We start from the raw sequence: 25,379 nt of genomic DNA, 5'->3' as shown, positions 1-25,379 counted from the left end.
TCCGGTCGCCCGGGCACGAGCACGGGCCGTCAGTCCAGCGGGCCGTCAGTCCAGCGAGCCGAGGAAGTCCAGCAGCGCCTCGGTGACCTCGGCCGGGCGCTCCTGCTGCGTCCAGTGCCCGGTGTCCGGGAGCCGGAGGTGCCGGTGCAGCCGCGGCGTCACCTGCTGCAGCAGGTAGGCCATCACGTCGCGCGGGACCATCGCGTTGACCAGGTCCTGCTCACCGGTCACGTACAGTGCGGGCGCCTCGATCCGGCGGCCGGCGAACGCCGCCATCAGCTCGTTGTTCCGGTCGATGTTGCGGTACCAGTTGAGGCCCCCGGTGAAGGCGCGCTCGCCGTGCCGGGCGTAGTCGGCCGCGAAGGCGTCGATGTCCGCCTCGGTGAGCCAGCCCGGGAGCCGCGCCGGCTCCGGGACGGTGTCCAGCAGCTTCATGCCCTCGGGGACGACCCACACCCTCGGTTCCCCGTCGGGGCGGAGGCCGCCGCCGAGGATGCGGCGGAACGAGGACTTGGGGTCGGCCGCCAGCTCGGCGTCGGCCCGGCCCGGCTCCTGGAAGTAGATCTGGTAGAAGCCCTCGCCGAACCTCTCCCGGGACAGCGCCAGCGGTGTCGGCCCGGACGGCAGCGGCGGCACGCTCAGCCCGGCGACTCCGCGCACCAGGTCGGGCCGCAGGGCCGCGGTGGCCCAGGCGACGGGGGCGCCCCAGTCGTGCCCGACCACCACCGCCCGTTCCTCCCCGAGCGCGCCGATCAGCGCCGTCACGTCCCCGACCAGGTGCAGCAGGGTGTACGCGTCCACGCTCGCGGGCTGCTCGCTGCGGGCGTAGCCGCGCTGGTCGGGCGCCACCACCCGGTAGCCGGCCTCGGCGAGCGGAGCGAACTGGTGGCGCCAGGAGTACCAGCTCTCCGGGAAGCCGTGCAGCAGCAGGACCAGCGGCCCCTCCCCCTGCTCGGCCAGGTGCAGCCGTACCCCGTTCACCTCGACGTCGCTGTGCTTGACGGCCTCGTACGACACGTGGATCCCCATTCCTCAGAACGTCCGTCCGTTCCCGAACCTGCCCAGCCGGCCGGCCCCGGAACCCCACGCCCGCACCCGGGCCGGAAGCAGCCGAGGCCGCCCCGGGAATCCGGGACGGCCTCGGCCTTCGGCTTCGTGACCGAGCGTCAGTTCACCGTGTAGCTGTACGGAATCGCCGCGAGCACCGCACCGGTGGTGTTCAGGACGTTGTTGGTGGTGGCCACCCCGGTCGGGCTGGACACCAGGTACAGCACACCCTTGACCGTGCTGCCCTTCGGGCCGGTCGGGGTGAGCGTCACCTGCAGCGAGCCGGTGGCGCCGGGGGCGACGGTCACCGGGGTGGCGGCCTGGGCCGAGGCGTTCACCGAGGCGGCGTACGGGTCACCGGTGCTGGAGGCCAGCGCCGGGTCGAAGGCCTGGGTGTGCGCGGTGGCCGTGATGGTGGACGTGCCGGTCGGCGCGCCGCCGGTGCCGAACGGGCCGATCTGCTGGACGAAGGTGCTCCAGTTGCCCGGGACGACCGGCTGCTCGGCGGCGCCGTTGTCGGTCACGACCGAGATGGTGGAGCCGTTCTGGGCCTTCTTCAGGTCGCCGAACAGGTCCGGCGAGCCGGTGGTGGCGCTCAGCTCGATCTGCGCCGGCGTCGAGGACGCCGCCACGGCCTTGAGCTGGTCGGTGCCCGGCGGCACCAGGAAGGACGGCACCGTGGAGCTGAGGCTCAGCGGCAGGTTGACGTTCGCCGAGGCGCCCTGCGGCACCAGCGGCACGTCCACCCGGCGGTCCAGGCGGCCGTCGGCCGCGATCTTCTGGGTGGCGACGGTGTTGTTGGTGTAGTTCACCTGGACGGTGACCGGCTTGCCGGCCGCCAGCTTGGTGTGCGCGTCGTTCGGCAGACCGGCCGCGGTGGCCTGGTCCTGGTCGAACGCGACGGTGCCGGCGAAGTCCTGGGCGAGCTGCTGGCCGCTGACCGGGCCGAGCACGTTCAGGACGAACCGCCAGCGGCCGGCGGCCGGGTTGACGGTGGTGGCCGAGACGCCGGCCGCGGTACCGGTCAGGGTGCCCTGGGCGTCGAACAGGCCGTTGCCCTCGATGTCGATCGGGGTGCCGTTCGGGCTGATCAGCGCGCCCTGCATGAGCAGGTTGGAGTCCTTGCCGACGGTGACGCCGACCCGCAGGTCCTTCTGGCCCTTCGGGACGTCGAAGCCGTAGGTGAAGCTCTGCGTCGGCGAGGCGCTGCGGCCGTTGCCACCGGTGATGGTGCCGGTGAACGTGCCCTTGCCCTGGCTGACCGGGACGAGGCTGCGCAGCGTGACCGGGACGCTGGTGGTGTTGCCGTTGGAGCTGGAGACGGTGATCGCCTCGCTGGAGTCACCGCTGGTCGCCGGGGTGGTCAACTGGACCTTGAGGGTCTTGGTCTGACCGGGCTTCAGCTCGGCGGTGCTCGGGCTCACGGCGCCGGCCGGGACCGCGCGCTGGGTGGCCGTGCCGAACTGGACCGGGCCGGTGAAGCCGTTCTTGCCCGCCGGGGTGTAGAGGATCGCGGTCCACTCACCGGCCACCGGGTGCGGGACGTCCACCAGGCCGAAGTTCGCCGGGGTGGCGCCGCCCTGCGGACGGGTGTTGGTCTCGAAGCGGCCCGACGGGTCGAGCAGCGTCATGCGGACCACCGGGCCGTTGGTGACCGGGTTGGGCGCGCCGTGCCAGGCGATCGAGGCCGCGAGGCGGTCGGCGCCGGCCGGGACGGTGAACTTGACCTGCTTCTGCACCCAGTCCGCACCGTTGGTGGCGTACTTGAAGGTGTCCGTCGAGGACGAGTCCAGCTGGACGGTCTGCTGGTTGCTCGACTGCGGGGCGAAGCTGCGGGTCGCGGCGCTCACCGTCTGGGGCTCGTCACTGGTGTTGGTGACGGACACGTCGGTGGTGTGGGTCGAGCCGGGGGTGCCGGCGATGTCGACCTGACCGGTGTTGACCACGACGGTGTTGGCGCCGTCGGTGCCGTCCCCGTCGTCGTAGCCGCGGGCGGCCTCGACGGCGGCGCGGACGTTCAGCAGACCGGCGCCCTGCTCCTCGGCCGGGACGCCGAGGTCGCTGGCGGTGCCGGTGAGGAACTTCTTCACCAGCGCCGGGGACGGCGAGTCGCCGCCGTGGGTGTCGCGGTAGGCCTGGATGACCAGGGCCGCGGCACCGGTGACGAACGGGGCGGCCTGGCTAGTGCCGCCGAAGGGCTGGATCGGCGACGGCTTGCCGTTGAAGCCCGTGCAGTCCTCGTACTTGGCGGTGTCGGGGGTGCACAGCGCCCAGTCCGACTCGCCCGGGGCGACCAGGTCGACGGTGCGGCCGGCCTGGGTGAAACCGCCCGAGGAGAGCGCGGAGATGCGGCTGTTGCTCCAGGTCTTGTTGGAGAACTGGGAGGCCGCGTAGCCGGTCTGCTGGTAGTTCTGGTTGTCGGTGGAGGCGCCGACCGAGATCACGTACGGGTCGGTCGACGGCGTGCCGACGGTGCCGCTGATGCCGGCGTCACCGGAGGAGACGGCGACCGTGACACCGGCCTTGACGGCCTGCTCGTTGAAGAGCGAGATGGTGTCGTGCGCGCCGCTGTCCGGGGTGACGTTGCCGCCGAAGGACTCGTTCAGCACGTCCACGTGGGCGACCCGCACCGCGTAGTCGATCGACTGCAGGATCGACGAGTTGGACATCAGCTCGCCGCCGGCCTTCAGGGCGACCAGGTCGGCGTCCGGGGCGAGGCCGCGGATGCGGATGTTGCAGCCGGCCGGCAGCGGGTGCGAGGGGTTCACGAACTGCGAGACGTCGTAGGTCTGGCGGCCCTGGGCGATGACCGCCGAGGCGTCGCCGAAGGCCTCGGCGGCACCGGTCGGCGCGTCCCAGCCGTCGCCCGCGAAGTCCTTGTAGTCGACCACGGCGTGCGAGCCGTCGGCCCGGATGAAGTCCGGGTTGTTCGGGTCGAGGCCGTCCGCGATGTAGGCGACCTTGACGCCCTTGCCGGTGGCCAGGTTCTCCACGCCGGGCTTGCCGTTGCCGGTGTAGGCCCGGACCGAGTACAGGCCCTCGGGCTCCAGCAGGGGCTTGCTCGGGTCGGAGGGGCACGCCGTGTTGGTCGCGTTCTCCTCGGCACCCTGGCCGTTGCTGCCCGAGACGGCCTGCGGAGCGGCGGCGGCCTTGGGCGCCTTCGCGCCGGCGGCGTTCGCGGAGTCGGCGGCGTCCTTGGCCTGCTTCGCCTTGCCGGCGGACGCCGGGGCGACCTGGACCTGGGTGTCGGCCACCACGGCGGCGACGGCCGGGTCGGCCTGGAGCTGGGCGTGCAGAGCGGGGCTGACGGTGGCCGAGAAGGCGTTGCCGACCACGAAGCTCTTGATGTTGGTGCCGCCGCCCGCCTTGACCTTGTTCAGCAGCGGCGCCTGCGCGGAGGCGGCCTTCTGCTGACGGGCGCCGAGGTGGCCGTGGTCGGCCGGGGCGTCCGCGATCTGGTCCTTCAGGATCACGATCACCGGTACCGGGGCCCCGTCCGCGGACGCCGCCTGGGCGTTCTGCGGATCCGGGCTCGGCGCTGCGCTGGCAATGGTCCCGAGGCTCAGGACCATGGACGCGGCGGTGACCGTGACGGCAGCTGTTAGCTGGGCTTTCCGCCAGCCGATCATGGACATCCTTTCGTCTGATGAATGGCTGACGCAATCCAACGCAGCTCAGCGCGATCACGACAAGGGGGTAAATACCCATCAGAAAGTAAAGTTGACCATCACTCAGTAAAATTCGCGGCGGAAATCGGTCCGAATCCGCATCTTTCAGCCGATCGGCCCTGCGCGGAACCGGATGCCGCCGAGCGGGGGATTCCCGTGGCGAACTCCGGACACTGGCGAAACCCCGCCACCGGGTTGACCACTTGTCGACACCACGACGTTCCCTTCCCAGCCCGCTCCCGCCGAAAACCGGAGCCGCCGCGAGGTCTTCCGGAAGAGGCCGGGGAGGCCTGGGCAGCAGGGGAAGCCGGGGCGGCCGCCACGCCTGTCGCACTCCCCGACCCGCACTCCCCGACCCGCACTCCCCGGCCCGCACTCCTGCCCGCGCCGCGCCGGCGCGCCCGCTCGGGTTCAGTACCCGGCCAGCCGCTCCTGAGCGTCCGCCAGGTCCTCGGCGGTGGGCGCGTCGTCCTGGGTCAGCCGGTGGCGCCAGTACCCCGTGAAGTCGACGGAGGCCTTCGACACGCCGCGCTCCTCGACCAGGTGCCGGCGCAGCGCCCGGACCGCCCCCGCCTCTCCGGCCAACCAGGCGAACGGCGTGCCGCCCGGCAGTTCGGCGGCCCGGACCGCCCCGGCCAGCGCCGCGCCCGGGGCGGCCGTGCCCCGGTGCAGCCAGTGCACGGCGAGGTCGGCGCGGCTCTCCAGCGGCTGCTGCTCGGCCTCGTCCGCGATTTCGACGTACGCGAGCGCCCGCACCCCGGCCGGCAGCGCCTCGACCAGCGTCGCGAGCGCCGGCAGCGCCGTCTCGTCCCCGGCCAGCAGCACCCAGTCGGCCGCCGCGGCGGCCTCGGCGTACGGGACCGGCGGGGCGTACGCCGCGGCGGGGCCGACCATCCCGAGCCGCTCCCCCGGCACGGCTCGCAGTGCCCAGCCGGCGGCCGGGCCGGTGTCGCCGTGCAGCACGAAGTCGATCTCGACCAGCCGGGTGCCGGGCCGGCGGCGGCGCAGGGTGAAGCTGCGCATCAGGGGGCGCTCGGCCTCGGGGATCGCCAGGTAGGCCCGGTACCAGTCCATCGGGTCGTCCTGCCGCGCGGGCAGCACGGGATCGGTCTGCCCCGGGCGCGGGAAGCAGAGCTTGAGCTGCTGGTCGGGGGCGGTGCCGACGGTGTCGGCGAGTTCCTCGGCGGCGAAGGTGATCCGGGCGGTGCGCGGCGTGATCCGGCGAACCTCGACCACCTCGACGAAAGTGACGGGCAGGGTCATCGGGAAGCCCCTTCGATTGGTAACCTTACGGCATAAAGAGTTGCCACGGGAGCGATACTTTACGCCATAAGGAGATGTCGGATGACCGTCTACGCCGGGCAGGGCGACGCCCACCGGTCGCTCGCCCTGCTGTGGGGTGCGGCCGCGGAACCGCGCACCGGGCGCAGCGGCCCCAAACCGGGCCTGAGTGTGGACGCGATCGTGTCCGCCGGAATCGCGGTGGCCGACGCCGAGGGCATGGCCGCGCTGTCGATGCGCGCCGTGGGCGAACGACTCGGCCGCACCGCGATGGCGCTCTACACGTACGTCCCGGGAAAGGCCGAACTGCTCGACCTGATGCACGACCGGGCGCTCGCCGAACTGCCCGCCGGTCCGCCGCCCACGGACGACTGGCGGGAGGCCGTCACCGCCTGGGCCGGGGAACTGTACGACTGTTATCTGCGCCACCCCTGGGTGCTCCAGGTCTCGCAGGCCCGACCGGTGCTCGGCCCGGCCGAACTGGCCGCGATGGAGACCCTGTTGCGCGCACTGCGACCGGCCGGCCTGCCCCCGCGACGGCTGCGCGGAGCCGTCGCCGCCCTCTGGCAGTTCGTCCGCGGCCTCGCCGCGGCCACCGCCGACGCCCGCGCCGCCGCGGCCGTCACCGGCGTCGCCGACCAGGACTGGTGGGCCGAACGGTCCACCCGACTCGCCGAACTGGCACCGGACTTCGCCGAGCGCTTCCCGCTGCTCACCGCCCTGCAGAGCACCGCCGGCGGCCCCCCGGAGGAGGGCCACCGGGAGGCCTTCCGCAGCGGGCTCGCCATCCTGCTCGACGGCGTGGCGGCCGGCCGCTGAGCCCGTCGGCGGGCGGCCGCCGACCGCACGGCACCGACCGCCCGCCGACCCCGGGACGCCGCGACCCGACGGCCCGACAACCGGCCGCCCGCGGCTCCCGAAACCCGGGACGACCCCTGCCGTGAAAAGTCGTCACGTGTAAAGTCTTCCCCAAGTCCTCCCCCATCTGGCATGTTTCCTTCAAATCCCGTGCGATCCCCTCACACCCACGGGTCGATTCGGAGGACACGTGTCACCCCTGATATCCCGGCGGCTCGGCCGCCCGGCCGCAGCCCTCGCCGTGCTCTCGGCCATGGCGCTCGCCACCCCCACGGCACTCGCGGCCGCCGCCCCCACGAACACCACGCCCGCCGTCCCCGGCGGCGTCACGGCACCCGTCGCCCCGGCGGCCGCGCAGGCCCCCGCCTCGACCACCGTCGCCACCGCCGCCGGCTGGGCCGCCGGCACCCGCGCCTACCTGGTGATCAGCGCGCCCGCCGACATCGCCGCCGCCAAGACCGCCGTCGCCGCGAAGGGCGGTACGGTCTTCGCGAGTTACGACGCGATCGGCGTCATCGTCGCCCACTCCACCGGCGCCGGCTTCGCCGCCGCACTGCGGACCGTCGCCGGCATCCAGCAGGTCGGCGCGACCCGCACCTCCGACGTGCCGGCCGACGCCTACAACCCGGCCCTGCCCGCCAACCCCGCCCAGTCGGCCACCACGCTCACCGAGTCCAACCGCTGGGACATGACCCAGATCAAGGCCGACCAGGCCTGGAACGTCACCACCGGCTCCCCGTCCGTCAAGGTCGGCGTGCTCGACACCGGCGTGGACGACCAACACCAGGACCTCGCACCGAACTTCGACGCCGCCGACTCGGCCTCCTGCGCCTACGGCAAGGCCGACACCCGCACCGGCGCCTGGCGCGACGTCGACACCCACGGCACCCACGTCGCCGGCACCATCGCCGCCGCGAAGAACGGCAAGGGCGTCGTCGGCGTCGCACCGGGCGTGAAGATCGCCTCCGTCCGGATCGCCGAGCCGACCAGCACCCTGTTCTACGCCGAGAACACCGTCTGCGGCTTCGTCTGGGCCGGCGACCACGGCTTCAAGGTGACCAACAACAGCTACTACACCGACCCGTGGCAGTTCAACTGCCCGAACGACCTCGACCAGGCGGCCATCATCGAGGGCGTCAAGCGCGCCCAGGAGTACGCCGAGGGCAAGGGGTCGCTGCAGGTCGCGGCCGCCGGCAACGCCGACTACGACCTGGCGAACAAGACCACCGACACCGAGAGCCCGAACGACTCCACCAAGGTCACCCGGACCATCAGCAACGCCTGCCTCGACATCCCCACCGAACTCCCCGGTGTGGTGACCGTCGCTGCCACGGGCAGCGGCAGCGGCAAGGCCTCCTACTCCAACTACGGCCGGGGCGTCATCGACGTCGCGGCGCCCGGCGGCGACGGCGCGACCGGCGTCTACTCGACCCTGCCCGGCGGCAAGTACGGCACCAAGAGCGGCACCTCGATGGCCTCCCCGCACGTCACCGGGGTGGCCGCGCTGATCGCGAGCACCGACCCGTCGCTCACCCCGGCCGACATCCGGGCGCGGCTGGCGAGCCAGGCCAACGACCTGGCCTGCCCCGCCTCGGACAGCCGCTGCACCGGCACCACCGCGAACAACGCCTTCTTCGGCGAGGGCCAGGTCGACGCGCTGAAGGCGGTCGGCGGCACCACCCCGCCCACCGGCAAGTACTTCGAGAACACCACCGACGTGGCGATCCCCGACAACACCACGGTGGAGAGCCCGCTCGCCGTCACCGGCGTCACCGGCAACGCCCCCGCGACGCTCAAGGTGGGCGTGGACATCAAGCACACCTACCGCGGTGACCTGGTCCTCTCCCTCGTCGCCCCCGACGGCACGGTCTACCTCCTGGAGGACTTCCCGAACAGCGACAGCACCGACAACGTCGCCAAGACCTACACCGTCAACGCCGCCGCGAGCACGGCGAACGGCACCTGGAAGCTCCGGGTGAAGGACGGCGCCGCCGGCGACACCGGCACGATCGACGCCTGGAACCTCACCTTCTGAGGTTTCCGAACCGCCGCTTCTGAACCGCCGCACGGGGGCGGTCCCGCTCCGGGACCGCCCCCTCGATCGTGTGCGGCCGACGCCGACGGCGCGGCGGCGCACGACGGGACGTCAACCCCCGTGGCGGGAACGTCGGCGCCTGGCCCTACCCTGTGGTGCTTTCCGGGAATCATGGGAAGGCGGACGCGGTGCGGAGCGGCACGGTCGTGGCGGGGCGGTACCTGATGGACCGCCCGATGGGCGCGGGTGGCATGGGCGAGGTCTGGGCGGCCCAGGACCGGCTGCTCGACCGACGGGTCGCGGTGAAGCTGCTGCACAGGACCAACGAGGACGCCCGGGCCCGCTTCCTGCGGGAGGCGCGGGCGGCCGCCGGACTGCAGCACCCGGGGATCGTCGTGGTCCACGACTTCGGCGAGTTCGAGAACGCGCCCTTCCTCGTCATGGAACTGCTGGACGGCCGCTCGCTGGAGGCCCGCGGGGACGACGGCGCGGTGACGGCGGGCTGGGTGGCCGAGGTCGGCGCCCGGGTGGCCGAGGCGCTGGCGGCGGCCCACGCGTCCGGGCTCGTCCACCGGGACGTCAAGCCCAGCAACCTCTTCCTCACCGCGGACGGCGGCGTCAAGCTGCTGGACTTCGGCCTCGTTCACGAGCGCCCGCAGGCCGCCCAGGCCGGCCCGCAGCAGGCCGACCGCACCATCGCCGCCGGCACCCTCGCCTACATGGCCCCCGAACAGTTCCTCGGCCTGGACGTCGACGCCCGGACGGACCTGTACGCACTCGGCGGCACCCTGTACGCCCTGCTGGTCGGGCATCCGCCGGTCCGCGACCGGGCGGCCCGCCTGCAGCCCACCCCTCCCCCGCGGGTGCGGGACGAGCGACCGGACGTGCCCGAGGAGCTCGACCTGCTGATCCGCTCCCTGCTGGAGCGGGATCCGGCACGCCGCCCCACAGCGGCCGCACCCGTCGCCGAGCAGCTGTGGAAGCTGGCCGAGCGCTACGGCCGTCGCAAGGCCCCGCAGACCACGGGGCCGGTCCCGAAGCAGAAGAAGCAGGCCAGGAACGCCGTGCTGTTCAGCGCAGGGGTGCTGGTGGTCGCCGTGATCGCCATGCGGCTGATCTCCGATCCGCCCTTCGGCTCGTCCGACGACTCCACGACCCCGGCCTTGACCCGAGACCACCCGACGACCTCGGCACGTCCGGCGCAGCTCCACCCCGGTGACTGCATCGACTACACCACGCCGGTCGGCGCGGAGGAGGTCAACCTGAACACCCGGGTCGGCTGGAAGACGGTCGACTGCGGCCTGCCGCACCAGGCGCAGGTCGGCAAGGTCCTCACGATGACGCTGCCGACGTCCGAGTCGCAGTGGAACACCGCCCTGGCCGTGCTCGGCGCCGGCTGCACGACCGTCGCCCTGGACGCCGAGTCCGCCCACCCCGGCCTGCGCCTCGCACGGGCGGTGCTCGGCCCGTCCAAGGCCGACTGGCTCTCGGGCGCCGAACGCTTCGCCTACTGCACGCTGCACCCGCAGGACGGCGGCCCGCTCTCCGTGGACGTCCGGCCGAAGGCCGGGAGCTAGGTCCCTCAGCCCCGGCGGGCGGCCGGGATCGACAGCAGGACGCCCAGCGCCAGCAGGACGGCGTACCCGGCGGTCTCGTGGCCGTGCGGCACCAGGAACCGGACGAAGCCGAACAGCCGGAAGCCCCCGAGCCAGCCGGACAGCAGGCCGGACGCGCCGCCGAGGATCAGCACGAAACCGAAGTAGCCGAGCAGGGTCTTCATATCCCCGAGCCTAGGAATCCGCCACCGCCCGGACATCCGACTTTCGGCGCGGCCGGCCACCACCAAAGTCGCGTGCGGCGGGCGCCGGGTGGGGGCACCGGACGGAGCAGCAGGCACGGCGGCCCGACGACGCCCCGGGTACGTTCGCGGTGTGCAGCCCAAGCGAGTGCAGCAGATATCCCCGTACGTCACCCGGGCCGCGGCCGGCGCCGCCGCCACGGCACTGGTGCTCGCCGTCGGCACCCCGATGGCCCTCGCGGCCCTCATACGCGGCGCCGGCGGTGCCGGCGGCGTCGTCGGCGGGGAGCGGCTCGGCAGCCCGGACGTCCAGGTCGCACCGCTCGCCGGAGCACCCGCCCTGCCGTCCGAGCTGAGCGGGCGTTCCTGGCTGGTCGCCGACGCCGGGACGGGCGAGGTGCTCGCCGCCCGCAACGCCCATCTGCAGCTGCCCCCGGCCAGCACGCTCAAGATGCTGTTCGCGGACACCGTGATGCCCAAGCTCGACCGCTCGCTGGAGCACCAGGTCACCCCGGCCGAGCTGGCCGACGTCGGCGCCGGCAGCAGCCTGGTCGGCGTCAAGGAGAACCTGCCGTACCGGGTCGAGGACCTCTGGCGGGGCGTCTTCCTCAGCTCCGGCAACGACGCCGTCCACGTCCTCGCCCACATCAACGGCGGCGTCCAGCAGACCGTCGCCGAGATGCAGGTCCGCGCCGGCACGCTGCAGGCCCGGGACACCAAGGTGGTCTCCCCCGACGGCTACGACATGGACGGCCAGGTCTCCTCCGCCTACGACCTCACCCTCTTCGCCCGCGCCGGGCTGCGCAACGCCGACTTCCGCTCCTACTGCGCCACCCGCACCGCGCGCTTCCCCGGCGGGCTGGACAAGCTCACCGGCCAGCGGACCAGCTTCGACATCGCCAACACCGACCGGCTGCTCGGCAAGTACCCGGGCCTGATCGGCGTCAAGAACGGCTACACCACCAACGCGGGCGCCACCTTCACCGGCGCCGCCGAACGGGGCGGTCGCACCCTGCTGGTGACGGTGATGCACCCCGAGGCGCAGGGCAAGGTCTACGACGAGGCCGCCGCCCTGCTCGACTGGGGGTTCGCGGCGGTCGGGAAGGTCCAGCCGGTCGGGCAGCTCGTCGACGACACCGGCGCGCCGGCCGAGTCGGCGGGCCCGTCAGCCGGTCCGTCAGCCGGCGCGTCGGCAGGCGCACCGACGGCGTCCGGGGCCCCGGAGGCCGCGGCCGCCTCCCAACTGCCGCCATGGGCACAGCCACCCGTCCTCGGCGGCGACGGTCCCGGTGTCGCGCCCGCCGTCTGGACGGCCGCCGTCCTCGGCACCGCCCTCGCCGTCTGGGCCGCCGCCCGAGCCGCCGCGCACCGCCGCGCCGCGCCCGCCCACGCCCCGGCCGGCTCCGCCCGGGCGTACCGCGGCGGCGCGACCGCCGTGGGCGGCGCCACCGGTGTCGGTGGCCGCGGCCACCGCCGGCTGGCCCGCCAAGCCCGGGCGCTGCTGCGCACCTGCCGCACCCGCCGGACGCGCTGAGGCCGACCGGACGCGCTGAGCCCGCTGACCTGCGGCCCGATCCACGGCCGGCCCCCTCTAGACTTCCGGCTATGACCACGCCCGACCCCTCCGCCGCGGACCGGCTCGCCCGGATCGTCCGGCTCTCCTCCGGGAGCTACCTGCTCGTCACCACGTACAAGAAGGACGGCACGACCGTGCCGACCCCGGTGTGGGTGGTCCGTGACGGGGAGGCCCTCGGCATCTGGACCGTCGCGGACTCCTGGAAGGTCAAGCGGATCCGCAACCGCGCCGACGTGCTGGTCGGCCCGTGCGACGTCAAGGGCCACCCGACCGGTGAGCAGTACCCGGCGACCGCCGAGATCCTCGCCCCCGAGCGCACCGCCGCCTACCGCACCCTGCTGCGCCAGAAGTACGGCCTGCTCGGCGTGCTCACCCTGCTCGGGAGCCGGCTGCGGCGCGGCGAGCGCGGCACCGTGGGCATCCGGATCACCCTGACCTGACGGCACCGGCCCGACGAACCCGGCCTGACGGCACTCGCCTGACGACCCCGGCCGCACCACCGCGCCGGAGCGAAACGACGCCACACCGGTTGACTGTCCGAGGCACCTGTCGGGAGCTCATGTGCCCCGTGCGAGTGGCCGTGCACCCGGCTCACCGCCTCGGGCGGACCGGGTGCGGCGTCGGTTCGGCCGGGGGCGGTACGGGGTGGCAGGCTGGCGGTCATGGGACGAGAGGGCACGCCGACGCTGCTGCTGGTGGACGGTGCGAACGTGGTCGGGTCGGTGCCCGACGGGTGGTGGCGGGACCGGCGGGGCGCGGCCGAGCGGCTGCGGGACGCGCTGGTCGCCGTCGCCGAAGGGGGGCTGGCGGACCGGCCGGGCCCGCTGGAGGTGGTGCTGGTCGTGGAGGGCGCGGCCCGGGGCGTCGCCGGGCTGCCCGCGGTGCGGGTGGTCGAGGCGAGCGGCAGCGGGGACGACCGGATCGTCGAGCTGGTCCGGACGGCCCGCGCCGAGCACCCGGAACGGGACTGCCTGGTGGTCACCGCCGACCGCGAGCTGCGCGCCCGCGTCGGCGCGCTGGGCGCGGCGGTGACCGGGCCGCGCAGTGTGCGGCCCTGATCGGGCCCGCGGCCGGGCGGTCAGTCCCGGGGCGGTCAGTCCCGGGGCGGTCGGTCCCAGGGCCAGGCGGCGCTCCGGCCGCGCTCCAGCAGCGGGATCAGCGCGAAGGCCGCGTCGCTGAGGCCACCGAAGGTGTAGCGGTGCGGGCCCGGGGCGGTGTGGCCGGTGGCGTAGCCGGCCAGGTTCCAGGTGTAGACCGGGACGCCCTCGGGGACGGGCGCGAAGACGTCCCGCGAGGCCCAGTGGGCCTGCTCGTCGGTCACCACGACCACCCGGTCGTGGCCCCGGTAGTGGGCCCGGACCGCGGCGGCCGTGGAGGTGCCGCCCAGGTTGCGGAAGCGCCGCAGGGTCTCCAGCACCGCCGCCTCCGGCTGGATGACCCCGCTGCCGGTGCCGAACTGGATCAGGTCGGCCTGCTCGGCCCGCACGGCCAGCGCGGTGCCGAAGACGGCGGCCGTGTCGGCCCGGTTGAGTCGGCTCCGGGCGGACGGCCGGTCGAACATCGAGCCCGAGCGGTCCACCAGCACCAGGGTGCGGCCCGGCAGCGCGGGCACCCCGGCGAGCGAGTGGCCGAGGGCGGTCTCCAGCGCCTCGGACCAACGGGAGGGCGCGGAACGCGAGCCGCGCGTGGCGCGGTGGGCGGCCAGGAAGCGGAACGGGAACTGCCGGGAGCGCCGCACCTCCTCCGGGTCGGCGATGCGGCGGGCCACCTCCGCGGCCACGTCCTCGCCCACGCCGGCCTCGTCGAAGTTGCGCAGGTTGCGGACCAGCGCCATCGGCCCCATCGAGGGGATGACGGCCTCCCAGGCGGCGGCGTCCAGCGGGCCCTGCAGCCAGCCGGCCAGCGCCTCCCAGGTCATCCCGGCCTGCGCCAGGCGCTCCACCCCGCCGGGCTCGGTGACCAGCGCCCGGCGGTCGGCCGGCGGGACGGCGAGCAGGGCGTGGTGGGCGGTCAGCAAGCGCTCGTCGGCGGGCGGCAGGGCGTGCTCCGGGCGGTGCCGGCGGTCCAGGGCGTACCCGAACAGCGCGCCCTGCCAGGGCTTGGCCGGGTCGGGCGCGGGGTGGGTGAGCTCCAGGATGTCGCCGAAGCGGAAGCCGTGCGAGGGGGTGTCGTACTTCAGCAGCGCTCGGCCGGTGTAGAGCCGGCGGACGGCGTCGCCGATGCCGCGGCGCAGCGGCTGGGGCAGCCGGCGGCCGTACCGGGTGGTCCAGTAGGCGAGCAGTTCGCCCGGCTCGTCGGGCCGTTGGAGCACGGCGTCGACGGCCTGCCGGGAGTGCCCGGCGGCGCCGGCCGCGGCCCGGGCGTGGACGAACTCGGCGGCCCCCACCACCGCGGCGGTCCGGATCCGGGCCTCGGCGCGCAGCCAGCGCAGCAGGCCGAGGGTCCACTGCGGGTCGCTCACGGCGTGCTCGCGGATCAGCCCGACGTAGCGTTCGTCGCGCTCGGCGGCCGCCTCGTAGAAGCTCTCCTGACCGAACAGGTGGGAGACGGCGAGGAGGAACAGCTCCGACTTCGGCTCCCGGACGTACCCGGTTCCGCCCTGGTGGTTGGTGACGGCCGCGCCAGGGGCCCTGCTCGGCGCGGCCCGCTTGCGGGAGAGGACCGGAGGGGGTGCCGACCGCAGGTGCGTGACCTCGGGGATCGGCCACAGGCCGTCGGTGGCGAGCGGGGAGGACACCCCGCGCCTGGTCAGTCCCGGTAGTTCTCGCCGGATCTCGGCCCTGGTGTCGGCCTTGGTCCGCTCGCGGCTGAACCGGGTCATGCAGATGTCCCCCTGGTGGGTGGTCAGGCTGGGGAAGGGAGGGTGCGGGCGCACGCCGAGGCGGGCGCCTCCCGGGATCGAAGTGGCACCGGGTGCACTTGTTTTTTGTCAGATGAAGTAACCGGGGCCGAGCGCATCGGGAGGCGCCGTCCCGGACGCTACCCGGTCGGCCGCGGCCCGTCACCCGATTATTTCCGACGCGTGCGCGCGGGACTTCGAACCGTACGGGAAAACCGATCGCGGTGCGCGTCCTGGCGGTGGGGCGGGATGACCGGTACGGCCTGCGTGGGCACCCCGGCCTTCCGCCGCAGCCCCGAACTGCGGCTCAGGGCAGAGGTGTTGGCACCGGCCGACCTGCCGTGCGCCGAGCGGCCGGCCGAACCGCTCAGGACCCCGCCGGCCCGTCCAACGTCTCCGTGACCGGACGGCGAGGCGTGGCCGCACCCGGCGGACCGTAGCCGACCCGCACCACCAGCTGGACGTGACCCGGCCCCTCGGCCGGATCGCGCAGCGCCCAGCGGGTGTCCGGCCACTCCACCGCCTGGTGCCAGACCGTCAGCCGGACGCCGTGCACGGTGGCCAGCAGCCACACGCGCTCCAGCGCCTGGCCGGTGCGCAGCCAGTCCGGCGGGCCGTCGCCGGGGGTGCTGAGGGTGCACAGCTGCGGCAGCGCCTCGAAGCGGTGGGAGGGCTGCGCGGGTCCGCGCGGCGGACGGCCCGCGAACGCGCGCATCGGCACCCGGGCGTCGTGGTCCTGCGAGCCGAGCGCGGACCACGGGATGCCGTCCCCGGCCGCGGCGCCGTCCGTCCGCAGCCAGGCGCGGGACTCGGCGGTGCGGGCCGGATCGGCGGCGTTGCGGCGTTCGGCCTCGGCGGTCAGCGCCAGCACCCGCCGCACGCCGTCCTCCTCCAGGACCGCCGGCGCCACGCCCTCGTCGCGGGCGGCGGTGATCAGCTCGCCGAGCACGGCCTCGGGGACGTCGCGCTGGGTGAACGGCTCGCGGCTGGAGTGACGGGCGGCGATGGCGGGGTGGAGGTCGCGGCCGAAGGGCGTACGTGCCCGGGCCGGACCGGAGAGGTCGAGCACGGCCAGCAGGCCGGGGTCGGCGGCGTCCGGGAGGAGCCGGACCACCGGCTCGCGGCCGAGCCGACCGGCGGCCACCCGCAGGTTGAACACGGCCGCGCCGACCGCGATGTGCACCGCGGCGCCGACCGGATCGGCCAGCGGCACCGAGCGGCCGGGGTCGGCGCGCACGGCGAGCCCGTGCCCGTCCGGGGTCGGCGCGAAGCGCCAGGGCTGGCTGTTGTGCAGCGACGGCGCCGCTCCGCCGGCGGCGGCGAGCAGCCGCAGGTCCGCCGGGCCGAGCGGCGCGGTCGGGGCGGGGGCCTGTGCCGGTCCCGATGCCGGGCTCGGTGCCGGTCCCGGTGCCGGGCTCGGTGCCGGGTTCGGTGCCGGGTTCGGTGCCGGGTTCGGTGCTTGGTTCGGTGCCGGGTTCGGTGCTTGGGTGCGCGTCATGACGATCCACTCCTTCGACCGGAGAGCGGTCCACCGGCGCGACCGCGTGGTCCGCACTACTACCGAGCCTGCGCTCCCGGCCCGGCGGGCGACAGAGCCGTACGGCCGTCGTCCTCCGGGCCCTTGGGCCCGTCCTCACGGCCCCGTCACCCGTCGCCCGTCACGCGTGCGGGACGACCGCCACCGGGGCCTGGGCGTGGTGCAGCACCGCGTGCGCGACCCGGCCGAGCCGGGGGCCGAAGTCGACCGGGCGGTTGCGCCGGCCGACGACGACCAGCGAGGCCCCGGCCGAGGTCTCGACCAGCGCACGGGCCTCGCCCAGCCGGACGTCCTCGACCACCTCGACGTCCGGGTACCGCTCGCGCGGGCCGGCCAGGGCGAGCGCGAGCAGCTTCGCCTCCAGCGCCTCCAGCTGCTCGATCTCGCCCGCCGGGACGGCCCCGCCCGCGTAGCCGAACAGCGGCGGCAGCTCCCAGCCGTGCACCGCCCGCAGCCGGGCACCGCGCAGCGCGGCCGCCCGGAATGCGAAGTCGAGCACCTCCTCCTCCGCGCCGTGCGCGTCGACGCCGACCACCACCTCGCCCGTGTCCCGCGCCCCCTCGTGGGCGTCGCGCACCACGACCACCGGCACCCCGCTGCGGCCGGCCACCGCCATGCCGACCGAGCCGAGCAGCAGCCCGCTGAAGCCGCCGCGGCCGCGCGAACCGAGCACCAGCAGTTCGGCCTCCGCGGCGGCGGCCACCAGGCCGTCGACCGGCGCGTCCAGCACCGCGTCGGTCTGCAGGGCCAGCTCCGGGTGGCGCCCGCGGACGTCCTCGGCCGCCTCGGCCAGGGTCCGCCGGACGACGTCGGGCAGGTCGTCGGGCTCGGCGAACGAGGACACCCCGTCGGTCAGCCACGGCCACGCGTGCACCAGTCGCAGCGCCGCGCCGCGGCGCACCGCCTCCTCGGCGGCCCAGTGCACGGCGGCGGTGCTCTGCGGCGAGCCGTCGACCCCGGCCAGTACGGTTGACGTCAGCTCGTTCCGCTCGTTCATGAGCGTCCTCCAGGGTGTCGCAGTCGGCGGTTCGGCGCAGGATTCGGTGCGTGCTGACGCCCCGTCCGTTCCGTCCCCACCCTGTCAGCCGCGCCGGGCCCGGGGACAGAGGCCGCAGGGCCCCCGGGCGCGGGACCAAAGGCCCGCGGATCCGACCCCGCCGTACCGTCCACCGCCCACCGGGCACTACCGTGAACGGCGAGATCCCGCTGGTCGGACGGCACCCGAGCCGGCCCGGGGCGGGGTCGGCCGGTCGGGTCGGGACACGAGGAGGACAGCGGTGGGCGGAGCGGACGGCAGCGCGGCGGGTGGCGGCGCGCGGATGCCCCGGCTGCGCCTGGACGAGCTGCTGGAGGAGCTCCAGTGGCGGATCGACGCGGCGCGCGGGACGCAGAACCGGGTGCACAGCCTGCTGGAGGCGGTGCTCGCGGTCGGCCGTGAGCTGGATCTGGCGCAGGCACTGCACCGGATCGTCGAGGCCGCGGTGGACCTGGTGGACGCCCGCTACGGCGCGCTGGGGGTGATCGGTCCGGACGGGCACTCGCTGTCGCAGTTCCTGACGGTGGGTCTGACCGACGAGGAGATGGCCGCGATCGGCCCGCCGCCGTCCGGCCGGGGCATCCTCGGCGAGCTGATCCGCGAGCCGCAGCCGCTGCGCTGCCCGGTGCTGTCCGACCACCCGGCCTCGATCGGCTTCCCCGCCAACCACCCGCCGATGCACACCTTCCTGGGGGTGCCGGTCCGGGTGCACGGCGAGGTGTTCGGCAACCTCTACCTCACCGACAAGCGCGGCGGGCTGGACTTCGACGAGGACGACGAGGCGGTGATCTCCACCCTGGCGGTCGCGGCCGGGGTGGCGATCGACAACGCCCGGCTGTACGAGGAGGCGCAGCTGCGCCAGCGCTGGCTGCGGGCGAGCACCGAGATCACCCGCAGCCTGCTGTCGGGCGCGCCGCGCCTGGAGGTGGTCGAGCTGATCGCCCGGCGGGCCCGGGAGATATCCGGCGCCGAGCTGGCGGACGTGTCGGTGGCGCTGGCCGGTCCGGAGGAGCGGGCCGAGGAGCTGGCCGTGGAGGTGGCGCTGGGCGGCTCGCCGTCGGGGCGGCTGGGGGTGACGGTGCCGGTGGACGGCACGCTGTCCGGCGCCGCGTACGCCTCCGGTTCGCCGGTGACCAGTGACGACCTGGCCTGCGACGCCCGCTTCCCGGCCGGCCCGGCGGGCCGGTTCGACGGGCTGGGCGCGGCGGTGGCGGTACCGCTGGGCACCGGCTCCGGGTACGGGCGGGGGGTGCTGCTGCTGGCCCGGGCGCAGGGGCAGCCGGCCTTCGGGCCGGAGGAGACCGGCCCGCTGCTGGGCTTCGCCGACCAGGCCGCGCTCGCCCTGGAGCTGGCCGAACGGCGGCGCGACGCCGAGCAGTTGAACCTGCTGGAGGACCGTGACCGGATCGCCCGGGACCTGCACGACCTGGCGATCCAGCGGCTGTTCGCGACCGGCATGACGCTGCAGAGCGCGGGCCGGCTGATCGAGAGCCCGGCCGCCTCGGACCGGGTGGCCCGGGCGGTGGCGGACCTGGACGAGACCATCAAGATCATCCGATCCACCATCTTCGGCCTGCGCGCCCACAGCGAGCCCGACCGGGGCCTGCGCGCCCGGGCCACCCGGGTGGTCACCGAGGCGCAGGGCCCGCTCGGCCTGGCACCCCGGCTGAGCATGGAGGGCCTGCTGGACACCGACGTGCCGCAGGAGCTGGCCGAGCACGTGGTGGCCGTCCTCGCCGAGGCACTCAGCAACGCCGCCCGGCACGCCCACGCCTCCCGGGTCGAGGTGACACTGCGCGCCCTCGCCGGGCGGGTGGTGCTGACCGTCACGGACGACGGTGTCGGCGTGCCCGAGGGCGGGCGGCGCAGCGGCCTGCGCAACCTCTCCGAGCGTGCCGAGCGGGTCGGCGGGTCCTTCGCCGTCGGGCCGGCGGAGGGCGGCGGCACCCGGCTGGCGTGGGAGGCCCCGATCGGGTCCTGAGGCCCGCGGCCGCCGGGGCCGGCCCCCGCCCGCCCGGTCACCGTCTCCGGTGGCCGGGCGGGCGGTCGGGTGTCGGTCCCGGTCGGCCTCAGCCCAGGTCGGCGTCAGCCCAGGTCGGCGTCAGCCCAGGTCGGCGTCGGTCCCGGCGGCGTCGGGGCCGTGGTCGGGGATCCAGGAGCCGTGGATGCCGGCCGTGACGCGGCGCGGCAGGTGCACGGCGGCCACCCGGTCGAGGCCGGAGGCGTCCAGCACGAGCAGCTGGGAGGCGTCCTGCTTGAGGTCGGAGACGACGGTGAGCAGGTAGCCCTCGTCCTCGCCGGTCGCCCCCGCGGCGGGGACGAAGACGGCCTCGCTGGGCAGCCGGGCGTCGCCGATCCGGCGGATGCGGCGGGCGCCGGTGACCCGGTCGTACTTGACGATGCCGTACTCCCCGTAGCCCCCGTCGTCGGGGAAGGAGACGGCGTACTGGTAGCGGTGCTCGGCGCCGAGGTACTCCTCGTTGAGGGTGGGGAACTCCACCGGCAGGTCGTCGATGATCTGCTCGTCGACCGTGCCGGCGGCCGGGTCGACCACCCAGCGGCGGTTGAAGGAGCGCGAGAGCGGCTCGCTGCCGCGCCCGGGCGCGCCGACCCACCAGTTCCAGGACCGGCGGAAGCCCTCCGCGTCCACCGTGGGGCCCTCCAGGACGATGCGGCCCAGGCCGTCCTCGTAGGCGTTGCCGACGTGCAGCAGGTTGCCCGGCTCGATGGAGAACCAGCGGATCCGCCCGGCGCCGTCCCCGCCGCGCGGCATGACGCCGATCCGGGCGGGCTGCTCGTCCCGCCAGCCGTACGGGATGCCGGAGTGCTCGGCGGGGTCGAAGGTCACGTTGCCCTCGATGAAGACCACGTGGTGGCGGGTCAGGCCGAAGTCGTGCTTCAGGGCGGCGCTCGCCCCGGGGACCTCGACGCTGCGGATGATCTCGCCCTCGGCGTCGGCGACGTGGTACGTCAGGAACGGCGGGACGGGCGAGGACCCGAAGAAGTGCAGCTCGCCGGTGACCGGGTCGACCTTGGGGTGCGCGGTCATCGCGGTGCGCAGCCGGCCGCCGAAGTCGTGGGCGCCGACGGTCTCCAGTTCGGGGGTCAGCTCGAAGGGCAGGTTGGCCTCGCACAGCGCCAGCAGCCGCCCGGCGTGCTCGATGACGTGGGTGCCGGCGACGCTGGCGGTCAGGTCCGGGCCGTGCTCGGTCAGGTACGGCGCGCCGTCCAGGGCGGGGGTGTGCACCCAGCGGTTGCGGTACCACTCGGCGCGCCCGTCACGCAGCCGGATGCCGTGGACCATGCCGCTGCCCTTGAACCAGTGGGTGGGGGTGACGCCGGGCTTGGGGTTGTGGCCGTTGCGGATCAGCCGGCCGCTGAGCTCCGGGGGAAGGGTGCCCTCGACGGTCAGCCCGGTGGCGGTGATCTCGTCGGCGACGGGGGTGTAGTGGCCGGTCAGGTACGGCTTGGCGGTCATGGTGAGCGCCCTTTCGGTGGGTGTGACGACGGGTGTGACGGTCGGTCGGTAGTCGGTCAGTCGGTCAGTGAGTCAGTGGGTCAGTGAGTCAGTGGGTCAGTCGGTCAGTGGGTCAGTGGGTCGGCTGGTCGGTGGCCCGGGGTCAGGCGGGCAGTTCGGCAACGCCCTTGCGGTTTTCGGGCGTCGACTGGGGCTCGGGCGCCGGGGTCTCGGCCGTCGCGGCGGTCGCGCCGGTACGGCGGACGAGGAGCACGGCCAGCAGCGCGGTGGCGGTCAGGACGCCGGCGGAGAGCGCGAAGGCGGCGCGGAAGCCGGCGGTGAGGGCGTCCCGGTGGGGCTGGTGGGCGGCCGCACGGGCGGTGACGGACCCGGCGAGGGTGGTCAGGACGGCGAGGCCGATCGCGCCGCCGACCTGGCGGGTGGTGTTGACCAGTCCCCCGGCCAGCCCGGAGTCCCGGGGCGCCACGCCGTCCACCGCGAGCGCGGTGAGCCGGACGAACGCGGTGCCGAGGCCCAGCCCGATCAGCAGGCTGGGGCCGAGGACGTCGGTGGCGTAGCTGCCGTCGGCGCCGATCCGGGCCAGCCACAGCAGGCCGGCGGCCTCGGTGAGCAGCGCGGCGACCAGGGTCGTGGTCGACCCGACCCGCCGGGAGAGGCGCGGCGCCACGGCGGCGCCGAGCATGTTGGCGGCGGCGAGCGGGAGTTGAGCGGCTCCGGTGGCGAGCGGCCCCGATCCGAGGACCTGCTGCTGGTAGAGCGGCAGGAAGAAGAACAGGGCGATCCACACCGAACCCAGCAGCGCCATCAGGAGGTTGCCCGCGGCCACCCGTCCGGTGGTGAGCAGCCGCGGCGGGATCAGCGGGTTCGGCCGCCGCCGCTCGACCACCGCGAAGGCCGCGAGCAGCACGACGGCGAGGCCCAGGGATCCGATCACCCGCTCGTCGCCCCAGCCGGCTCCGCGGGCCGTGGTCAGGCCCCAGACCAGGCAGGTCAGGGCGAGGGTGAGGGCGGCGGTGCCGGACAGGTCGAACCGCCCGGTCCCGCGCTCGGCCGCCCGGGCCGTCTCCGCCGGTACGAGTGCCACCACGGCGGCCAGCACCGGCACCGACCCGAGCGCGACCGCGTGGAACACCCACGGCCAGCCCCAGGCCTCGGTGAGCGCACCGCCCAGCAGGACGCCGCCCGCCCCGCCCGCACCGGAGACCGCGCCCCACACCGCGAGGGCCCGGCCGCGCCCGGGGCCGGAGGGGAACTGCGCCACCGCGAGGGCGAGCGCGGCCGGGGCGATCGCCGCCGCGGCCAGGCCCTGGACGGCCCGGGCGGCGATCAGCGGGCCCGGGGAGCCGGCCAGTCCCGCCGCGAGCGAGCCGGCCGCGAACAGCGCGAGCCCGGCGGTCAGCACCCGGCGGCGGCCGAGCAGGTCGGCCGCCCGCCCGCCCGCCGGCAGCAGCGCGCCGAACGCCAGGCCGTACGCGTTGACCACCCAGGTGACGCCGCCGTCCGAGAGGCCGGTCCCGGCGCGGATCTGCGGCAGCGCGACGTTCACGATCGAGGTGGCGAGCATGACCGTGAACTGGGCCGCGGCGAGCGCCGCGAGCGCCGCCCCCGGTCGGGCGGACCGGCGCGCTTCGTTCGGTCCGTGCGGCTGCCCGTCCTGCTGTCCGTACGCAACGTTCATGCCGCACAGACTCGGACCGGGCGCTGTCCACCCGCCAGGCCCGGTCCGGGCGGGGACTGTCCACCGCTGTCCGCACCTGTCCACCCGCGCCCGAGGGGGCGCGCGGGCACGACGGGGGCGGGCTCCCGTACGGCAGGCCCACGCGGCGGGCCGCGGCCTCCCGAGCGGACGCGCGGGAGGAGTAGCCCGCCGTCGGGGCGTCCCGGGCCCGCGCACCGCGCCGGCTCAGCGGGGACCGAACAACTCCTGCTGCCACAGCGCCTCGCAGAGCAGGTCCAGGCCCTGGCGCAGATGGCGCCGGTAGGTGCCATACGGCAGGCCCATGCGGCGGGCCGCGGCCTCCTGGGTGGGCGCGCCGGAGAAGTAGCCCGCCGTCAGGGCCTCCCGGGCCCGCGTACCGCGCGGGTCGCGGGCGAGCTCGTCCACCTCCCGGCGCAGCAGGGCGCGCAGCTGCTCGACCGGATCGTCGAGGTCGGCCGCCAGCCGGGCCCGCAGCAGCGCGCAGGCGGCGAAGGCGCCCGCGTCGCGCCAGTGCGCCAGGGCCTCCCGCACGGCCTGGTCGAACGCGGTGCGCGAGACCCCGGACGGCCCCGCCTGGGCGGGCACGGCCGTGGCCGTGATGAAGTGGCGCAGCCAGGTCTCGACGGGCACGTGGCGCCAGTCGACCCCGAACACGCCGTAGGTGTGCTCGCCGACCCGCGGCCGGGCACCGGTGTCGGTGAGGCTGCCCTTGACGCGCGCGGACCACGCCTCGGCGTCCCGCCAGACGGCGAAGCCGTAGGCGCGGGCCCGGGCCCGGGCGGACTCGGCCTGGGCGCGGGAGCTGCTCAGGTCGATGACGCGCGAGGGCACCTGGTACCGCTCGGGGTAGACCGTGAAGCGGCTGATGCCGATGTGCTCGCCGGGGCGCACCGGCGCGGTGGCCTCGGTGTACGCCCACGCCGCGGCCACGACGGGGTCGGTGGCGACGTCCTGCGGGTCGGCGGGGGCGGGCAGCGCGAGGCGGGCGGTGAACGCCACGACGCGGCCGGTGCTCACCAGGCGGTAGACGCTGAAGGCCTGCGGCTGGCGCTGCGCCCAGTAGCGGACCAGCTCCGCCGAGGCCCGGCCCTCGGTCTGCTCGGCCATGCGCAGCACGACGTCGAGGTCGTCCGGGTGCAGCGGCCGGTCGTGCACCTCGTCCTCCCGGGACCAGGTGCGCGTCCGGGCCACGATCTCCCCGTCCCGGAAGAGGTAGAAGAGCTCGTCGGTGACGGTCCAGACCCGTTCCTCGGGTGCCTCGCGCAGCAGGCGCAGGTACTCCTCGGCGAGGCGTTGGCGCATCGTCGCGTAGGCGTTGGGGGCGCGCCAGCGCAGGTCGGCGGCCAGGGTCTCGCGGGCGGCGTCGTGCGGGTGGAGACCGCGGTGGGTGGACTCCATGAAGGGCAGGCCCCGGAGCCAGGCGAACAGCACGTGGGCGTCCTCGCCGGGCAGCACGGAGGCGAGGAGTTCCTCGGAGGTGGAGTGGGCCTGCGCGGCGACCTCCAGGGCGCGGCGGTGGGCCGCGGTCGGCACCTCGCCGATCAGGCCCGAGAGCAGTGTGCGCAGGACGTCGGCCGAGGGCGCCCAGACGTCCTCGCGGCTCCAGTCCGACACTCTGGCGGCGGCGGCCAGGGACAGCGCCAGCGGGTTGCCCCCGGCGAAGCGCAGGACGCGTTCGCGCAGCTCGGGCAGCACCTGCGCCGTGGTCAGCAGGCTCCGGGCCTGCTGCTCGGAGAACGGCTGCAGCTCACGGACGTGCAGGAGCCCGGCCCAGGCGGGATCGGCGGTCCACTGCGGTTGGGGCGCCTGCCGGCCCGCCAGGACCACCAGGGTGTCGTCGGCGGCGCGCGGCAGGAACCGCTGCCACAGCCAGCTCTCCAGCCACTGGCAGTGCTCGAAGGAGTCGACGAACAGGACCGTTCCGGGGACGTCCAGGAACGGGGCGGCGACCCGTTCGAAGTCCGCCGGGTCCCGGCTGACGAAGCGGCCGTCCAGCTCGAGGAGCAACCGTCCGGTCGCCCGGGCGCGGTCCGCCAGGCGGCGCAGCAGCGTGGACTTGCCGATGCCGCCCGGACCGACCACGGAGAACACGAACGGGGACTGCGGATCGCCGGCCAGCGCCCGTGCGAAGCTTTCGAGTTCCTCCTCCCGGCCGATGAAGGCCTGGCCCCGCGCGCTGCTCAGTCGCTCCTTGACGGATGCCATGACGGCTCCCCTCCCGCTCGTGTCGGAGACGGATCTTGGTCTCCGTCGCTTACACGGGACGAGTCCCGCCTGAGGTTCCCGCGCGGCCGGACAGGAACGGGTGGGCTGTGACGGACACCCGTCGTCCCGGCTCGGCCTGGAGAGCGGACTCCTCCCCGCCCTGATCTGCGAGGCCGCCGAGGACCTGTTCTTCGCGGGCCAGGCCCGCGCGCTCCACGACCACCTCACCTCCCCGAAGACCCTGATCGAGTCAAGCGGACCGGCGGGCGCCGGGGCAAGGGCCGCGCGCCGTGGTGCTGATGTGACGTCAGAACGGCGCTCC

At 74.9% G+C, this 25,379-nt stretch carries 18 protein-coding genes; 8 read left to right on the top strand and 10 right to left on the bottom strand.

Annotated features, from left to right (window positions below):
- Positions 1-45: 45 nt before the first annotated feature.
- Positions 46-1,029, bottom strand: a complete 984-nt coding sequence (locus ABTY56_RS09180; RefSeq protein ID WP_350627783.1) for an alpha/beta fold hydrolase — start codon at positions 1,027-1,029, stop codon at positions 46-48.
- Between the two features lie 137 nt (positions 1,030-1,166).
- Positions 1,167-4,526: a S8 family serine peptidase gene (locus tag ABTY56_RS09175; RefSeq protein WP_350627781.1), complete on the bottom strand. Its 3,360-nt coding sequence runs from the start codon at positions 4,524-4,526 to the stop codon at positions 1,167-1,169.
- Between the two features lie 91 nt (positions 4,527-4,617).
- Between ABTY56_RS09175 and ABTY56_RS09170 the strand changes: the two genes are divergently transcribed.
- Positions 4,618-4,785: a hypothetical protein gene (locus ABTY56_RS09170; RefSeq protein WP_350627779.1), complete on the top strand. Its 168-nt coding sequence runs from the start codon at positions 4,618-4,620 to the stop codon at positions 4,783-4,785.
- Between the two features lie 341 nt (positions 4,786-5,126).
- On the opposite strand, the gene ABTY56_RS09165 is transcribed toward ABTY56_RS09170, so the two are convergent.
- Positions 5,127-5,978 carry a siderophore-interacting protein gene (locus ABTY56_RS09165; RefSeq protein WP_350627777.1) on the bottom strand — a complete coding sequence of 284 codons (852 nt, stop codon included), beginning with the start codon at positions 5,976-5,978 and terminating at the stop codon, positions 5,127-5,129.
- An 81-nt stretch (positions 5,979-6,059) separates the two neighbouring features.
- On the opposite strand from ABTY56_RS09165, the gene ABTY56_RS09160 reads away from it, so the two are divergent.
- The 3 genes from ABTY56_RS09160 (at position 6,060) to ABTY56_RS09150 (ending at position 10,466) form a co-directional block, all read left to right on the top strand.
- Positions 6,060-6,815, top strand: coding sequence for a TetR/AcrR family transcriptional regulator (locus ABTY56_RS09160; RefSeq protein WP_350627775.1), 756 nt, complete (start codon positions 6,060-6,062; stop codon positions 6,813-6,815).
- A gap of 292 nt (positions 6,816-7,107) precedes the next feature.
- Positions 7,108-8,889, top strand: a complete 1,782-nt coding sequence (locus tag ABTY56_RS09155) for a S8 family peptidase (protein WP_502893064.1) — start codon at positions 7,108-7,110, stop codon at positions 8,887-8,889.
- A gap of 188 nt (positions 8,890-9,077) precedes the next feature.
- On the top strand, positions 9,078-10,466 hold the full coding sequence (locus tag ABTY56_RS09150; RefSeq protein WP_350627771.1) for a serine/threonine-protein kinase: 1,389 nt from the start codon (positions 9,078-9,080) through the stop codon (positions 10,464-10,466).
- 5 nt (positions 10,467-10,471) lie between these two features.
- On the opposite strand, the gene ABTY56_RS09145 is transcribed toward ABTY56_RS09150, so the two are convergent.
- On the bottom strand, positions 10,472-10,669 hold the full coding sequence (locus ABTY56_RS09145; protein ID WP_350627769.1) for a hypothetical protein: 198 nt from the start codon (positions 10,667-10,669) through the stop codon (positions 10,472-10,474).
- Positions 10,670-10,820: 151 nt separating this feature from the next.
- Between ABTY56_RS09145 and ABTY56_RS09140 the strand changes: the two genes are divergently transcribed.
- From ABTY56_RS09140 to ABTY56_RS09130, 3 genes are all read left to right on the top strand, one after another.
- Positions 10,821-12,221: a D-alanyl-D-alanine carboxypeptidase family protein gene (locus ABTY56_RS09140; protein WP_502893061.1), complete on the top strand. Its 1,401-nt coding sequence runs from the start codon at positions 10,821-10,823 to the stop codon at positions 12,219-12,221.
- A 71-nt stretch (positions 12,222-12,292) separates the two neighbouring features.
- Positions 12,293-12,703: a PPOX class F420-dependent oxidoreductase gene (locus ABTY56_RS09135; protein ID WP_350627768.1), complete on the top strand. Its 411-nt coding sequence runs from the start codon at positions 12,293-12,295 to the stop codon at positions 12,701-12,703.
- A 222-nt stretch (positions 12,704-12,925) separates the two neighbouring features.
- Positions 12,926-13,321, top strand: a complete 396-nt coding sequence (locus tag ABTY56_RS09130) for a PIN domain-containing protein (RefSeq protein WP_350627767.1) — start codon at positions 12,926-12,928, stop codon at positions 13,319-13,321.
- A gap of 35 nt (positions 13,322-13,356) precedes the next feature.
- On the opposite strand, the gene ABTY56_RS09125 is transcribed toward ABTY56_RS09130, so the two are convergent.
- The 3 genes from ABTY56_RS09125 to ABTY56_RS09115 form a co-directional block, all read right to left on the bottom strand.
- Positions 13,357-15,084 carry a TROVE domain-containing protein gene (locus ABTY56_RS09125; RefSeq protein ID WP_350627766.1) on the bottom strand — a complete coding sequence of 576 codons (1,728 nt, stop codon included), beginning with the start codon at positions 15,082-15,084 and terminating at the stop codon, positions 13,357-13,359.
- A gap of 385 nt (positions 15,085-15,469) precedes the next feature.
- Positions 15,470-16,600, bottom strand: a complete 1,131-nt coding sequence (locus tag ABTY56_RS09120) for an Acg family FMN-binding oxidoreductase (RefSeq protein WP_350627765.1) — start codon at positions 16,598-16,600, stop codon at positions 15,470-15,472.
- Positions 16,601-16,760: 160 nt separating this feature from the next.
- Positions 16,761-17,636: a universal stress protein gene (locus ABTY56_RS09115; RefSeq protein ID WP_350627763.1), complete on the bottom strand. Its 876-nt coding sequence runs from the start codon at positions 17,634-17,636 to the stop codon at positions 16,761-16,763.
- A 322-nt stretch (positions 17,637-17,958) separates the two neighbouring features.
- Here ABTY56_RS09115 and ABTY56_RS09110 point away from each other — a divergent pair, with 322 nt between their 5' ends.
- Entirely contained in the window at positions 17,959-19,656 is a 1,698-nt protein-coding gene (locus ABTY56_RS09110; protein ID WP_350627926.1) for a sensor histidine kinase, read from the top strand.
- A 120-nt stretch (positions 19,657-19,776) separates the two neighbouring features.
- On the opposite strand, the gene ABTY56_RS09105 is transcribed toward ABTY56_RS09110, so the two are convergent.
- From ABTY56_RS09105 to ABTY56_RS09095, 3 genes are all read right to left on the bottom strand, one after another.
- Positions 19,777-21,153, bottom strand: a complete 1,377-nt coding sequence (locus ABTY56_RS09105; protein ID WP_350627761.1) for a carotenoid oxygenase family protein — start codon at positions 21,151-21,153, stop codon at positions 19,777-19,779.
- Positions 21,154-21,295: 142 nt separating this feature from the next.
- Positions 21,296-22,831 (bottom strand): MFS transporter, encoded by a 1,536-nt coding sequence (locus ABTY56_RS09100; RefSeq protein WP_350627759.1) that lies wholly within the window; start codon positions 22,829-22,831, stop codon positions 21,296-21,298.
- Between the two features lie 225 nt (positions 22,832-23,056).
- On the bottom strand, positions 23,057-25,057 hold the full coding sequence (locus ABTY56_RS09095; protein WP_350627757.1) for an ATP-binding protein: 2,001 nt from the start codon (positions 25,055-25,057) through the stop codon (positions 23,057-23,059).
- Positions 25,058-25,379: the final 322 nt, after the last annotated feature.

The organism is Kitasatospora sp. NPDC097691, from assembly GCF_040302665.1.
Taxonomy (GTDB): Bacteria; Actinomycetota; Actinomycetes; order Streptomycetales; family Streptomycetaceae; genus Kitasatospora.
The sequence above is the reverse complement of the archived record's forward strand: the minus strand, read 5'-3'. Positions and strand labels throughout refer to the sequence as shown.

What these genes read in the sequence shown, in the direction of transcription:
- ABTY56_RS09120 (WP_350627765.1), bottom strand. Translation starts at nt 16,600, where the DNA reads ATGACGCGCACCCAAGCACCGAACCCGGCACCGAACCAAGCACCGAAC.
- ABTY56_RS09160 (WP_350627775.1), top strand. Translation starts at nt 6,060, where the DNA reads ATGACCGTCTACGCCGGGCAGGGCGACGCCCACCGGTCGCTCGCCCTG.
- ABTY56_RS09180 (WP_350627783.1), bottom strand. Translation starts at nt 1,029, where the DNA reads ATGGGGATCCACGTGTCGTACGAGGCCGTCAAGCACAGCGACGTCGAG.
- ABTY56_RS09100 (WP_350627759.1), bottom strand. Translation starts at nt 22,831, where the DNA reads ATGAACGTTGCGTACGGACAGCAGGACGGGCAGCCGCACGGACCGAAC.
- ABTY56_RS09165 (WP_350627777.1), bottom strand. Translation starts at nt 5,978, where the DNA reads ATGACCCTGCCCGTCACTTTCGTCGAGGTGGTCGAGGTTCGCCGGATC.
- ABTY56_RS09130 (WP_350627767.1), top strand. Translation starts at nt 12,926, where the DNA reads ATGGGACGAGAGGGCACGCCGACGCTGCTGCTGGTGGACGGTGCGAAC.
- ABTY56_RS09095 (WP_350627757.1), bottom strand. Translation starts at nt 25,057, where the DNA reads ATGGCATCCGTCAAGGAGCGACTGAGCAGCGCGCGGGGCCAGGCCTTC.
- ABTY56_RS09155 (WP_502893064.1), top strand. Translation starts at nt 7,108, where the DNA reads ATGGCGCTCGCCACCCCCACGGCACTCGCGGCCGCCGCCCCCACGAAC.
- ABTY56_RS09135 (WP_350627768.1), top strand. Translation starts at nt 12,293, where the DNA reads ATGACCACGCCCGACCCCTCCGCCGCGGACCGGCTCGCCCGGATCGTC.
- ABTY56_RS09105 (WP_350627761.1), bottom strand. Translation starts at nt 21,153, where the DNA reads ATGACCGCCAAGCCGTACCTGACCGGCCACTACACCCCCGTCGCCGAC.
- ABTY56_RS09125 (WP_350627766.1), bottom strand. Translation starts at nt 15,084, where the DNA reads ATGACCCGGTTCAGCCGCGAGCGGACCAAGGCCGACACCAGGGCCGAG.
- ABTY56_RS09145 (WP_350627769.1), bottom strand. Translation starts at nt 10,669, where the DNA reads ATGAAGACCCTGCTCGGCTACTTCGGTTTCGTGCTGATCCTCGGCGGC.
- ABTY56_RS09110 (WP_350627926.1), top strand. Translation starts at nt 17,959, where the DNA reads ATGCCCCGGCTGCGCCTGGACGAGCTGCTGGAGGAGCTCCAGTGGCGG.
- ABTY56_RS09115 (WP_350627763.1), bottom strand. Translation starts at nt 17,636, where the DNA reads ATGAACGAGCGGAACGAGCTGACGTCAACCGTACTGGCCGGGGTCGAC.
- ABTY56_RS09170 (WP_350627779.1), top strand. Translation starts at nt 4,618, where the DNA reads ATGGACGCGGCGGTGACCGTGACGGCAGCTGTTAGCTGGGCTTTCCGC.